Below are 12,666 nucleotides of genomic sequence, written 5' to 3'. Positions count from 1 at the left end.
CTGGAGAAATCATGACTGCTGAGCCAGTGCCCGTCGCGGACCTGTGGGAGTGGCAGTTCCGCGGCCTGTGCCGTACGACCAACCCCGAGACCTTCTTCCACCCCGAGGGCGAGCGCGGTCCGTCGCGGCGCTGGCGCGACCAGCGGGCCGTGGCGATCTGCGAGTCCTGCCCCGTCATCCAGCAGTGCCGCGAGCACGCGCTGCGGGTGCGCGAGCCCTACGGCGTCTGGGGTGGCATGACCGAGGAGGACCGCGAGCAGTACTACGCCGCGCAGGCGCGGATGACCAGCGCCTGATCCACGACCTACCCGTCGGGACGACGCGCCGGGGACGGTCAGCGCGGCTGCAGCAGCAGCGTGGCCCCCAGCACCAGGCAGGCGAGGCAGAGCAGCCAGAGGCCTGCGACCCAGACCCCTGCGGGCACGCCGGTGAGCCGGGCCAGCTGGTCGGCATCGCTGTCGCGCGCACCTCGACGGCGAGCACGCTGCAGGCCGACCACACCCCTCGGCGCCCCCAGCAGCAACGACCAGACCACCAGGTGGGCCGCGCCGCCGATCACGGGCGGCGGCGCGGCCCACGACAGCGCGGCGACCGCACCTCCGGTGAGCAGGACCACCCACAGGCCGAAGAGGTTGCGGACCAGCAGCAGGAGCGCCGCGCAGGCGAGCACCAGCAGCCAGAGCCAGCCCGCGGCATACCCCTGGCCGGTGAGGGCCGCACCCGCGAGCCCCACCAGCGCCGGTGCCGGATAGCCGGCCGCGACGGTGGCCACCATGCCCGGGCCGCTCGGCCGCCCGCGCGAGACCGTCAGCCCCGAGGTGTCGCGGTGCAGGCGTATGCCGTGCAGGCGCCGCCCGACCAGGGCGGCCACGATCGCGTGGCCACCCTCGTGCACGAGCGTGACGACGTGACGGACGAGCAGGGAGCCGAGCGGACTGAGCACGACCAGGAGCGCCACGGCGGCCAGCACGAGCGCACCGCCCGTCGGCAGGGGCGGCTGCGTGGCGGTGGCGCGCTGCCACAGGTCGACGAGCACCGCCCAGGCATAGCAGCCCCGCCTGGGAGGTGGCGGAGCCCCTGATCTGGAAAAATGCCCCCATGACCGCCAGCGCCGACGGACCTGCACTCCCCCCTGGACTCACCGCGCTCGCGCCGGGGGTGGACGAGATCGACGACCTGGTGCGGTTGCTGCGTCGCCACGAGCGGGAGGCCCGGGGCTGGCCGGGCGCCGACAGCGAGACGGTGGCCGCCGAGGTCACCGGCCGGGGCGCCAGCACCCACCTCCACGAGGCCGTGCGCGACGCCGACGGCGTGCTGCGCGCGTGGATCAACTGCCATGACCGGGCCGCCGGGCGGGTGCTGGTCGGCGTCACCGTGGATCCCGACCTGCCGGACGACCTGGCCGACCGGCTCGCCGCCTACGGCTTCGGCCGCGCCGAGGACCTGGGCCGGGAGGTGCTGCGCCGCCGCGGACTGGAGCGCACCCAGCTCGACTCTGGCGCCTTCGCCGACGACCCCCGCCAGCAGCGCTGGCTGGCCGCGGCCGGCTACGAGCACGTGCGCGACTGGTGGCAGATGACCCGACCGGTCGACCCCGGGACCGACGCGGAGCAGCCCACGCCCCGCGAGGGGGTGGAGATCCGGCGGGTGCGCCGCGACGACGGGGTCGGTCTGCCGGACGAGGACGACCTCCGCGCCGTGCACCTCGTGCTGGAGGAGTCCTTCGCCGACCACTTCAACTCCTACCGGGAGACCTTCGAGGAGTTCGTCGGGAGGCTGCGCGAGGACCCGGGCCACCGCTGGGACCACTGGTGGCTGGCCACCGTCGACGGCGAGCCGGCCGGTGCCCTGGTGGCCACCACGGTGACCGGGCGCGTGGACGAGCACGGCAGGGCCCGACCCGACAGCTCCTACGTCGAGTACATCGGCGTGCACCGGCGGGCTCGCGGGCGCGGGGTGGCCAAGCTGCTGCTGCGCACCGTCATCGCCGACGCGGCCGCCCGGGGCCGGGCCTCCGTCGGGCTGGAGGTGGACGCGTCCTCCCCGACCGGGGCCGACGGCCTCTACCTGTCGATGGGCTGGAAGACTTCTTACGCGACGCAGTCCTGGCACCGGACCCTGTCCCTGCCGGGTTCTGCCCAGCGCGCGGGATAGCCTGCTGACGTGTACTTCACCGACCGCGGGATCGAGGAGCTCGCCGCACGCCGCGGCGAGGAGGAGGTCACCCTCGACTGGCTCGCCGAGCAGCTGCGCACGTTCGTGGACCTGCACCCGGAGTTCGAGGTCCCGGTCGACCGCCTGGCCACCTGGCTGGCGCGCGATGACGACGACGAGTGAGAAGAGGTACCACGTGACCCAGGGGCAGCCCACCGGCATCGAGTACACCCCCAGCGCCGACTTCGTCGTGGCCGACGGACCCCGTGACATCGGGCTCTGCTTCGTCGGCGACGGCTTCGTCGCCGGCTACGGCGACCCGAAGGCCCTGGGCTGGGTGAGCCGGGTCGTCGGGCGTACGCCGCTGGAGGAGGACGCGACCCTGTCCTCCTACAACCTCGGCGTGCGGGGCGCGAGCTCGGCCGACGTCATGACGCGCTGGCGCGCGGAGTGCCCGCCGCGCTGGGCCGGCCGCGGCGAGCGCCGCCTGGTCGTCGGTGTCGGGGCCGAGGACGTCGCGCAGGGGATCACGACTGCCCGCTCCCGGCTCAACCTGGCCAACGTCCTCGACGAGGCCAGCTCGACCGGCGTCGGCACCTTCGTCGTGGGCCCGACGCCCACGCTCGACGCCGAGGTCAACGCCCGGCTGCGGGTGCTCGCCGACGCCCAGGCCGACGTCTGCGCGCGCCGCGGGGTCCCCTACGTCGACTGCTTCGCCCCGCTCGAGGGTCACGACCAGTGGCAGTCCGACCTGGCGGCCGGCGACACGGTCCACCCGGGCCAGGCCGGCTACGGCCTCATCGCCTGGCTGGTGCTCAACGGCGGCTGGGCCGCCTGGCTCGGCCTCGGCGAGCACGCCGGCTGAGCCGGGTCGCGGCCTCCGCTCCCGGGGGCTCGCCGGGCGGGCCAGCTCAGCCCTCCAGGCCCTCCACCCACCGCAGCGCCTCGGCGTAGGCGGTGTCGTCGGCGTGCGTCGGCACCTGCACCGGGCGCCCGTCGGCGCGGGGGTAGGAGCCGAGGAAGCGCACGTCGCGGCAGGTGCGTCGCAGGCCGGTGAGGGCCTCGCGCATCCGAGCCTCGCCGAGGTGGGCGTCGGCGTCGATCCAGAAGCAGTACTCCCCCAGCCCCTCGCCCGTGGGTCGCGACTCCAGGCGGCTCAGGTCGATGCCCCGGGTGGCGAACTGCTCGAGCAGCTCCAGCAGCGCACCGGGCTGGTTCTGCCAGATGAGGGCGACGAGGGTGGTCCGGTCGCTCCCGGTCGGCGGGGGCACCGAACGGTCGGTCCGCAGCACGACGAAGCGGGTGACCGCGCCCTCGCGATCGGCGATCCGGGCGGCGGCGGAGGCCAGCCCGTAGGCCTCGGCCGCACCGGGCGCCGCGACGGCGGCGTCGTAGAGCCCCTCCGCCACGGCCTGGGCGGCGCGCGCGGTCGAGGCCTCCGGCACCTGCTGCGCCTCCGGCAGCGTGGCGGCGAGCCACTCGCGGGTCTGGGCGAAGGCGTGCGGGTGGGAGGCGACCGTGCGCACCTCCTCGAGCCCGGTGCCGGGACGCACCAGCAGCGAGAACTGGACCTCGACGTGCACCTCGGCCGTGATGCGCACCCCGTCGTCGTCGCCGCCGTCGAGCAGCGCCTGGAGGGTGGCCGGGACCGAGCCCTCCACGGAGTTCTCGAAGGGCACGACGGCCGCGTCGACCCGCCCCTCCCGGAGCGCCGTGATCGCGGCCGGCACGCTCGGCGCGGGCCAGGCGTCGGCCGCGTGCTCCGGGGCCCACTGCTGGGTGGCCTGCTCGGTGAAGGTCCCGGCCGGGCCGAGGTAGGCGATTCGGGTCACCTGGGCACGATAGCCGGGCCGGGCCGGCGGGCGGGGACCGCCCGCCGGCTTTAGTAGGCGCCGTTGCCGCCCGGGCGGAGGACGACCTGGAGCGTGCGCCACAGGATCATCACGTCGAGCAGCGGGGTCCAGTTCTCGACGTAGTAGAGGTCGAGGCGGACCGCCTCGTCCCAGGAGAGGTCGCTGCGGCCGTTGATCTGCCACAGGCCGGTCATGCCCGGCTTGACCAGCAGGCGGCGACGGGCCGCGGTCTCGTAGGCGGCCACCTCGCGGGGCAGCGGCGGGCGCGGGCCGACCAGGCTCATCTCGCCGCGCAGCACGTTGACCAGCTGGGGCAGCTCGTCGAGGGAGAACTTGCGGATGATCGACCCGGTGCGGGTGACGCGGGGGTCCGAGCGCAGCTTGAACAGCGGGCCGGACGCGTCGGACAGGCCGATGAGCCGCGGGAGCTGGTCCTCGGCGTCGACGACCATGCTCCGGAACTTCCACATCGAGAAGGTGCGGCCCTCGTGGCCGACCCGGCTCTGGCGGAAGAGGACCGGTCCGCCGTCCTCGAGCTTGACGCACACGGCGACGACGAGCATGAGCGGTGCGAGGAGGACGAGCAGGAAGAGCGCGGCGATGCGGTCGCAGACGTTCTTCAGCACCAGGTGGGGCCCGGAGAAGTCCGGAGCCTCCACGTGGATGAGCGGCAGCCCCTGGACGGGGCGGGTGAGCACACGTGGCCCGGCGACGTCCATGATGCCGGGCGCGACGACGAGGTCGACGTCCCGGCCCTCGAGGGCCCAGCCCAGCCTCCGCAGCCCGACCTGCCCCAGCCCGGCCGAGGAGGAGACGGCCACCACGTCCACGTCGTGCTCCATCGCGCGGACCAGCACGTCGGACTCGGGGCCGAGGACGGGCACGCCCTCGACCTCTCCCCGGGCGTTGTCCACGCAGGCCCCCACGACGTTGTAGCCGGCGTCGGGCGTCCGCCGCAGCGCCACCACGAGGCTCGCGACGTGGTCGCGGTCCCCCACCAGGAGGACCCGGTCGGAGAGCCGGCCCAGCCGCCGCTGCACGACGAGCCACCGGCGCGCGAGGTAGCGGCCGACGAGCAGCAGCACCGCCCCGAGCGGGAAGGCCACGAGCACGTAGCCGCGGGCGAAGTCGAGCTTGAAGGCGAAGGCGACGATCGCCAGGATCGCGAAGAGCGAGGTCGTCGCCGAGAACACCTGGCGGTACTCCTGCACGCCGTGACCGGCGAGCCGGCCGTCGTAGGCCTTGTGGAGCTGCAACGACAGCATCCACGCCACGACGAGGACGATCGTCACGGTCAGATAGCTGACCGTGCCGTACATGCTGTGCAGCATCCGCTCCTCGACGCCGAAGCGCAGCAGCTGCGCGGCGCCGACCCCGAGGACCACGGCCCCGAGGTCGACGAGGCGCACGGCCCGCAGGTACGGGTCGAGGTAGCGACGTGCATGGTGCTGCACGCGACCGCCCGACGCCGTCCAGGCATCGGGCATGACGAATGACGAAGGGGAGCTGGCCGCCCCCGTCCCGATCTTGTCCGCGCGTCCCCCCGGCCCACGCGAGACCTCCACTGATGCGGTCAAGAAAGGTCCCATCTGCAAAGCCCCTGCCAACCATCGCTAGTTACCAGGGAGTCTTTACCTTCTCTTTACCTTGCAGAGGTTAGGGGACGTCTCCGTCCCTGTCCACCCTTTCGGGTGAAATTGGGTCCAGAGGTTGACCCGGCGGCACCCTACCCGCCCGGAACATCCCGGTCGGCGGTCGCCCGGGCGGGCCGAGGAGGCGCACGACGGGGCGGCTCGGGAGGACCCGGCCGGGACCCGGCTCAGGAGGGGCCGAGGAGGCCGCGCAGCACGGCCGGGAGCGCCCCCGCGACCTGCTCGCGCATGAGCGCGTAGACGGCGTCCTCGCGACGGAACGGGTCGGTGATGTCGAGGTCGTCGGGCGACGCAGGCCGGCGCCGGCCCCGGTGCTCGGTGGCGGTGCGCGCCAGGGCGGCGACCCGCTCGAGGGGGTCGGTGTCCTGCGGGAGCGCCTCGTCGGGCAGGTGGGTGAGGATGTGCTCCAGCTCGCGGAAGGTGAAGGCCCGCTTCATCGCCCGCGGATGCATGCGGGCGACCTGGGCCCGGTGCTCGCGGGTGGCCGTCAGGACCAGCGAGGCCGAGCTGATCATCGGCTCCGTCAGGCGGCGGGCCACGAAGCCGTCGGGGTCGCCGCCCAGGTCGCGCAGGACCGCCGCGGCCCGCTCGTCCATCGGCTGGCCGACGAGCCCCAGGGTGCCCGCCGAGCGCACCGGCACGGCGCCCGCCCCGAAGCGCTCGTCGAGCGCCTTCGCGACCAGCCGCTCGAGCAGCGGGGAGCGGCACACGTTGCCCGTGCAGACCAGAAGGATCGCGCCGTCGTCCACGGCGTCCACCCTAGACGTCGGAGGCGCTGGTCCCCGCATCGCCGGCTGTGGCGGACCCGTCGACGGGCGTCGGGCCGTCGGACGGCGCGAGCGCCTCCGGGAGGTCTCGCCACCGGGACCCGGTGCCGCGGAGCACGGCGCGCCGCTCCTGGGCGTCGCCCGCCTCGCTGCCCGAGCGCTCGAGCACGACCTCGAGCCGTTCCTCGGCCAGGTGCTCGGCCATCCCGTGTCCCCACTCGACCACGGTCACCGACTCCTCGAGGGAGGCGTCGAGGTCGAGGTCGTCGAGCTCGGCTGCGCCGCCGAGGCGGTAGGCGTCGACGTGGACGAGGTCCGGCCCGCCGACGAGCGAGGGGTGGACCCGGGCGATGACGAAGGTGGGCGAGGTGATCGGTCCTCGCACGCCCAGCCCCTCGGCGAGGCCCTGGGTCAGGGTGGTCTTGCCGGCGCCCAGGTCGCCGGTGAGCACGACGAGGTCACCACCGCGCAGGGCGGCGCCCAGGGCCCGGCCCAGCTCGCGGGTGTCGTCGGCGGTCGGCAGCAGCCGCTCGACCTCGATGCCGTTCCCGGTCGGCTCCTCGGTCACGACCCGCCCCCGACGTGGACCCGCGGCACGCGCGGCCCGAAGCGCGTCACGATCTCGTAGGAGATGGTGCCCGCCGCGTCGGCCCAGTCCTGCGCCGTCGGCTCGCCGTCGTCGCCGGCGCCGAAGAGCACGACCTCGTCGCCCGCCTCGACCGGCAGGTCGCCGACGTCGACGACGAACTGGTCCATGCAGACCCGCCCCGCGATGGTGAAGCGGGAGCCGTGCACCTGGACGGGAGCGGCCCCCGAGGCGTGACGGGGTATGCCGTCCGCATAGCCCAGGGGGACGTCCACCAGGGTGGTCTCGGCCGGGGTGACGTAGGTGTGGCCGTAGCTGACGCCCTCGCCGGCGGCGACCCGCTTGGCGACCGCGACGCGGGCGGTGACCCGCATGGCCGGGCGCAGGCCGAGCTCCTCGGCGCTCGCGAGGTCGGGGACGGGCGAGAGCCCGTAGACCGCGAGCCCGGGCCGGACCATGTCCCACGCCGCCCCGGGGGTGGTCAGGGTGGCGGCGGAGTTGGCCATGTGGCGCACCTCGGGCCGCAGGCCGGCGCGCTCGGCCACGGCGACCGCGTCGGCGAAGGCCTCCTGCTGGCCGCGCACGGTCGGGTGCTCCGGGGCGTCGGCGTAGGCGAAGTGGGTGAACAGCCCGCGCACCCGCACCGCGCCCTCGGCCTCGAGCCGCGCCGCCCGGTCGACGAGGTCGGACCAGTCGGTGCGGGGGTCGCCGGCGTGCACCGGCAGGCTGCGGGCGCCGTTGCGCCCCAGCCCGGTGTCGGCCTTGAGGTGGACGGTGGCCGGCACGCCCGTCTCCCGCGCCGCGGTCGCCATGGCGTCCAGCAGCCAGGGCGCGGAGGCGGCCACCTCGACACCCGCGGCGACGAGCGGCGTCACGTCGGTGCCGGGCGCGACCAACCAGGTGAGGACCGGGGCGTCGATCCCGGCGGCCCGCAGCGCCAGCGCCTCGGTCGGCTGCGCGGCGCCGAGGGCGCACGCCCCTCCGGAGAGCGCCGCTCGCGCCGACGGGAGCAGGCCGTGGCCGTAGGCGTCGGCCTTGACGACCGCCATGAGCTCGGCGCCCCCGACCCGCTCGCGCAGGGCGCGGACGTTGGCGGTGATCGCGTCGAGGTCGACGGTGGCCCGGGCCGGCCACAGGTCCAGGGCGGTCGTCACGACAGCTCCGAGACCTGCGCGAGCTGGCTCATCAGGCTGCCCTCGACCGGGGCCGCTGTGCCCTCGGCCAGCGCGGAGGCGATGCGCTCCCCCAGCTCGGCGGTCGTGGCGCCCATCTCCGCGCCGGCCAGTGCCGGGAGGTCGGCCAGGACGGCGGCGGTCGCGGACTCGACCGCGGCGGCGGCCTCGCCCTCGCCCAGCTGGCCCAGCATCATCGCCAGCGACAGGCAGGCACCGGCGGGGTTGGCCCAGCCGCGCCCGGCGATGTCGGGGGCGGAGCCGTGGATCGGCTCGAACATGCTCGGCGCCGACCCGTCGACGTTGAGGTTGCCGCTCGAGGCCACGCCCAGGCCGCCCTGCAGCACCGCGCCGAGGTCGGTGACGATGTCGCCGAAGAGGTTGTCGGTGACGACCACGTCGAAGCGCTCGGGGTGCACCGGCAGGTGCATGCACATGGCGTCGACGTGCACGTAGTCGGTCTCGACGTCGGGATAGCGCTGCCCGACCTCCTCGATCACGGCGTTCCACAGCCGGCCGGCCTCGACCAGCACGTTCGTCTTGTGGCACAGGGTCAGGCGCCCCCGCCGCACCGAGGCGAGGCGGAAGGCGAAGTCGACGGTGCGCTGCACGGCGTACCAGGTGTTGGTGGACTCCTGGACCGCCGTCCAGGCGTGGGTGCCGGCGTGCACGGAGCTGCCCTGGGCGACGTAGGCGCCCTCGGTGTTCTCGCGCACGATGACGAGGTCGCAGCGCTCGGGGGTCAGGCCGGCGATCGGCGTGGGCACCCCGGGGTAGAGCCGCACGGGGCGCAGGTTGATCGCCTGGGTGAGCTCGCGCCGCAGCGCCAGGATGACCCCGCGCTCGAGGACCCCCGGCGTGACCCGCGGGCTGCCGATGGCGCCGAAGAGGATGGCGTCGCGCTGCTTGAGGTCGGCGACCGTCTCCTCCGGCAGCAGCTCGCCGGTCGCGAGGTAGTGGTCCGCCCCCAGCGGCACCTCCGTGCGGTCGCTGGCGAAGCCGAACCGTCGCTCCGCCGCGTCGAGCACGGTGAGCGCCGCCTCGACGACCTCGGGCCCGACGCCGTCGCCCCGGAGGACGGCGATGTCGTGGCGGCGGGGGGCGGCTGCGGGCGGCGTCGACATGGAATGGACCTCATTTACGTTGCGTCAAAGGGCGACCCTAGTATGGGGAGCTCAACTTATCCCGCACCGCCGAGAGAGAGGGGGCCGCCCATGCCAGGAACCACGCTGGCCGAGAAGCTGTGGGCGCAGCACGTCGTCCGTTCTGCCGAAGGTGAGCCCGACCTTCTCTTCATCGACCTGCACCTCATCCACGAGGTGACGAGCCCGCAGGCCTTCGACGGGCTGCGCCAGGCGGGACGGCCGGTGCGCCACCCCGAGCTGACGCTGGCCACCGAGGACCACAACACCCCGACCACGCTGGGGCCGGTCTCCGACCCGGTCTCGCGCACCCAGCTGGAGGCCCTCAAGGCCAACTGCGCGGAGTTCGGCATCGTCCACCACGAGCGCGGCCGCCTCGGGCAGGGCATCGTGCACGTCATCGGTCCCGAGCTCGGCCTGACCCAGCCGGGCATGACGATCGTGTGCGGCGACTCGCACACCTCCACCCACGGCGCCTTCGGAGCGCTGGCGTTCGGCATCGGCACCAGCGAGGTCGAGCACGTGCTCGCCACCCAGACGCTGCCGCTGAAGCCGTTCCGGACGATGGCGATCACCGTCGAGGGCGAGCTGGCCGAGGGCGTGACCGCCAAGGACGTCATCCTGGCGATCATCAACCGCATCGGCACCGGCGGCGGGCAGGGCTACGTGCTCGAGTACCGCGGCAGCGCGATCCGCGCGCTGTCGATGGACGGGCGCATGACGATCTGCAACATGTCGATCGAGGCCGGCGCCCGTGCCGGGATCGTCGCGCCCGACGAGACGACCTTCGACTACGTCAAGGACCGCCCGCACGCACCCAAGGGCGCCGACTGGGACGCCGCCGTCGCGGCCTGGCGCGAGCTGCGCACCGACGACGACGCCGTCTTCGACGCCGAGGTCTTCCTCGACGCCGCCGAGATCACCCCCTACGTCACGTGGGGCACCAACCCGGCCCAGTCGGTGCAGCTCGGCGAGGCCGTGCCCGACCCCGAGTCCTTCGGCGACGACGAGGCCAAGGACGCCGCGCGCCGGGCGCTGGACTACATGGGCCTGGCTCCCGGGACCCTGATGCGCGACATCCGCGTCGACACCGTCTTCCTGGGCTCGTGCACCAACGGCCGGATCGAGGACCTGCGCGCCGCCGCCGAGGTGCTGCGCGGGCGCAAGGTCGCCGACGGCGTCGAGCTGCTCGTCGTCCCGGGCTCCCACGCGACCCGTCTTCAGGCCGAGGCCGAGGGCCTCGACAAGGTGTTCGTCGAGGCCGGCGGCGACTGGCGCCTGGCTGGCTGCTCGATGTGCCTGGGCATGAACCCCGACCAGCTGGGGGCCGGCCAGCGCTGCGCCTCCACGTCCAACCGCAACTTCGAGGGCCGTCAGGGTCCGGGCGGCCGCACCCACCTGGTCTCCCCCGCGGTCGCGGCGGCGACGGCCGTGCGTGGCACCCTGTCCTCCCCGGTCGACCTGGCCCCCGTCGTGCAGGAGGCGCTGGTCTGATGGAGAAGTTCACCACCCACACCGGCATCGGCGTCCCGCTGCGGCGCTCCAACGTCGACACCGACCAGATCATCCCGGCGGAGTACCTCAAGCGGGTCTCCCGGGTCGGCTTCGAGGACGGCCTCTTCGCCCGCTGGCGCGAGGACCCCGGCTTCGTGCTCAACCAGCCGGCCTACTCCGCCGGGTCCGTCCTGGTCGCCGGGCCCGACTTCGGCACCGGTTCGTCGCGAGAGCACGCGGTCTGGGCGCTGCAGCAGTACGGCTTCCGGGCCGTGCTCTCCTCCAAGTTCGCCGACATCTTCCGCGGCAACTCCGGCAAGGGCGGCCTGCTGACCGGTCAGCTGGACCAGGGCGACATCGAGCTGATCTGGAAGCGCCTCGAGGCCGAGCCCGGCACCACGATCACCGTCGACCTCCCGGCCCGTCAGATCACCTGCGGCGACCTCGTGGCCACCTTCCAGATCGACGACTACGTCGCCTGGCGGCTGGAGAACGGTCTCGACGACATCTCCCTCACCCTCCGGCACGAGGCCGAGATCGACGCCTACGTGGCGGCGCGGCCCTCGTGGAAGCCGGTGGTCACCCCCGCCGTCGACTGACGACGGGGGCTCCCGCTCAGGCGCCGCAGGGCTCCGGCTCGCGCGCAGGTGCTGGCCCGGGCGCAGGCGTGGTGGCGAGGAGCAGCAGCAGCCCGGCCGTGGCCAGGGCCACGAGACCGGCGGCCGGCACCGGGACGGCGCCCGGACCGGAGGCGCCGACGAGCATGCTCGCCGCTCCCGCCCCCAGGGCGATGCCCCCGTTGAAGACCACGGGGATGAGGGCGGCCGCCAGGTCGCGGTGCCGTCGCCCGGCACGGTCGAGGATCTCGGTCTGGGACAGCGGCGGCACGGCGCCGCTCGCCGCTCCCAGGAGCAGGACGGCGCCCAGCCCCAGGGCGGCGCGCTCCGCCCCGGCCAGGCCGAGCAGCGCGAGCACCGTCGCCACGGCTCCCAGCACCAGGCCCCGGCCGGCCGAGGCGACGCGCCCGGCGAGGAGCAGCCCCACCGCCGACGCGAGGCCGTAGCCGAGCAGGAGGGTGCTCATGCCGCCGGGCAGCAGTCCGGCCGCGGTTTCCCCCAGCCGGGTCAGGAAGGTGTAGGCCGCGTGGTGCCCGGCCATGATCGCCCCGGTCAGGGCGAAGAGCACGAGCACGGGCGCCAGCGGCCTGCCCGCGGTGGCGACGCCGTCCTCGGCGGCGGCGTCCTCGGCCGCTCGGCCCGGGACCACGGTGAGCACGAGGGCGGCCACGAGCACCGCCGCCGCGGCGAGGAGGGCGAAGGACCAGCGCCACCCCACGACGTCGGCGACCAGCCGGGCCAGCGGCGTGCCGAGCACCAGCCCGGCCGTGGCGCCGGCGAGCAGGATCGCGACCGCCCGCCCCAGGAGCCGGCCGGGGACGAGGTCGGCGACGTGGGCGTTCGCGGTCGCCCAGAGCAGCCCGACCGCGCAGGCACCGGCGAGCCGGGCCGCCAGCACGACCCCGAAGGTGGGGCCGAGCGCGGTGCCCAGCGAGGAGGCCGCGAGCACGAGCAGCCCACCCACCACGACCAGGCGTCGGTCACGGCCACGCGTGAGGCGGACGAGGGGCAGGCTGGCGACCACGACCGTCAGGGCCCAGGCCGAGACGAGCTGGCCGGTCCACGCCTCCGGGACGCCCAGGCCCGCGCTCATCGGCACCAGCACGGAGGCGGGCAGCATCTCGGCGGTCACCATGACGAAGGTCGCCGCGGCCAGGGCCAGCAGCGCGGGCAGCGGGAGGACGTCGGGAGCCGTGCGGACGGTGGTCTGTGCGCTCATGCTCTCGACG

The 12,666-nt window shown here is 74.6% G+C and carries 14 protein-coding genes; 6 read left to right on the top strand and 8 right to left on the bottom strand.

Annotated elements, in window-relative coordinates:
- Positions 1–11: 11 nt before the first annotated feature.
- A complete protein-coding gene (locus FB476_RS03180) occupies positions 12–296 on the top strand; it encodes a WhiB family transcriptional regulator (RefSeq protein ID WP_141817495.1) in 285 nt (94 codons plus the stop codon).
- 38 nt (positions 297–334) lie between these two features.
- On the opposite strand, the gene FB476_RS03175 is transcribed toward FB476_RS03180, so the two are convergent.
- Positions 335–1,036, bottom strand: coding sequence for a M50 family metallopeptidase (locus FB476_RS03175; RefSeq protein ID WP_141817494.1), 702 nt, complete (start codon positions 1,034–1,036; stop codon positions 335–337).
- A 62-nt stretch (positions 1,037–1,098) separates the two neighbouring features.
- Here FB476_RS03175 and FB476_RS03170 point away from each other — a divergent pair, with 62 nt between their 5' ends.
- The 3 genes from FB476_RS03170 to FB476_RS03160 are packed head-to-tail and all read left to right on the top strand — an operon-like array spanning position 1,099 to position 3,019.
- Entirely contained in the window at positions 1,099–2,154 is a 1,056-nt protein-coding gene (locus FB476_RS03170) for a GNAT family N-acetyltransferase (RefSeq protein ID WP_141817493.1), read from the top strand.
- Between the two features lie 9 nt (positions 2,155–2,163).
- Positions 2,164–2,337 carry a DUF6104 family protein gene (locus FB476_RS03165; protein WP_141817492.1) on the top strand — a complete coding sequence of 58 codons (174 nt, stop codon included), beginning with the start codon at positions 2,164–2,166 and terminating at the stop codon, positions 2,335–2,337.
- A 13-nt stretch (positions 2,338–2,350) separates the two neighbouring features.
- A complete protein-coding gene (locus tag FB476_RS03160; protein ID WP_238329527.1) occupies positions 2,351–3,019 on the top strand; it encodes a GDSL-type esterase/lipase family protein in 669 nt (222 codons plus the stop codon).
- Positions 3,020–3,065: 46 nt separating this feature from the next.
- On the opposite strand, the gene pheA is transcribed toward FB476_RS03160, so the two are convergent.
- From pheA to FB476_RS03130, 6 genes are all read right to left on the bottom strand, one after another.
- Positions 3,066–3,986, bottom strand: a complete 921-nt coding sequence (pheA, locus tag FB476_RS03155; RefSeq protein ID WP_141817490.1) for a prephenate dehydratase — start codon at positions 3,984–3,986, stop codon at positions 3,066–3,068.
- Positions 3,987–4,036: 50 nt separating this feature from the next.
- Entirely contained in the window at positions 4,037–5,461 is a 1,425-nt protein-coding gene (locus FB476_RS03150) for a sugar transferase (RefSeq protein ID WP_170233507.1), read from the bottom strand.
- 365 nt (positions 5,462–5,826) lie between these two features.
- Positions 5,827–6,408, bottom strand: coding sequence for an arsenate reductase/protein-tyrosine-phosphatase family protein (locus FB476_RS03145; protein ID WP_202876884.1), 582 nt, complete (start codon positions 6,406–6,408; stop codon positions 5,827–5,829).
- Between the two features lie 10 nt (positions 6,409–6,418).
- Positions 6,419–6,994, bottom strand: a complete 576-nt coding sequence (tsaE, locus tag FB476_RS03140) for a tRNA (adenosine(37)-N6)-threonylcarbamoyltransferase complex ATPase subunit type 1 TsaE (protein ID WP_420359347.1) — start codon at positions 6,992–6,994, stop codon at positions 6,419–6,421.
- On the bottom strand, positions 6,991–8,166 hold the full coding sequence (gene alr, locus FB476_RS03135) for an alanine racemase (RefSeq protein WP_141817487.1): 1,176 nt from the start codon (positions 8,164–8,166) through the stop codon (positions 6,991–6,993). Before alr ends, tsaE begins: the two co-directional genes overlap by 4 nt.
- Positions 8,163–9,308: a 3-isopropylmalate dehydrogenase gene (locus FB476_RS03130; RefSeq protein WP_141817486.1), complete on the bottom strand. Its 1,146-nt coding sequence runs from the start codon at positions 9,306–9,308 to the stop codon at positions 8,163–8,165. The genes alr and FB476_RS03130 overlap by 4 nt, the downstream gene beginning before the upstream one ends.
- Positions 9,309–9,398: 90 nt before the next feature.
- Between FB476_RS03130 and leuC the strand changes: the two genes are divergently transcribed.
- Both leuC and leuD read left to right on the top strand, forming a co-directional pair.
- Positions 9,399–10,820 (top strand): 3-isopropylmalate dehydratase large subunit, encoded by a 1,422-nt coding sequence (gene leuC / locus FB476_RS03125; protein WP_141817485.1) that lies wholly within the window; start codon positions 9,399–9,401, stop codon positions 10,818–10,820.
- Positions 10,820–11,419, top strand: coding sequence for a 3-isopropylmalate dehydratase small subunit (gene leuD / locus FB476_RS03120; RefSeq protein ID WP_141817484.1), 600 nt, complete (start codon positions 10,820–10,822; stop codon positions 11,417–11,419). The genes leuC and leuD overlap by 1 nt, the downstream gene beginning before the upstream one ends.
- A gap of 16 nt (positions 11,420–11,435) precedes the next feature.
- Here leuD and FB476_RS03115 read toward each other — a convergent pair whose 3' ends face one another.
- The gene (locus FB476_RS03115; RefSeq protein WP_141817483.1) at positions 11,436–12,656 is read right to left on the bottom strand and encodes an MFS transporter; all 1,221 of its coding nucleotides are present in this window, start codon (positions 12,654–12,656) and stop codon (positions 11,436–11,438) included.
- Positions 12,657–12,666: the final 10 nt, after the last annotated feature.

Origin of the sequence: Ornithinimicrobium humiphilum, assembly GCF_006716885.1 — a bacterium.
GTDB lineage: Bacteria > Actinomycetota > Actinomycetes > Actinomycetales > Dermatophilaceae > Ornithinicoccus > Ornithinicoccus humiphilus.
The sequence above is the reverse complement of the archived record's forward strand: the minus strand, read 5'-3'. Positions and strand labels throughout refer to the sequence as shown.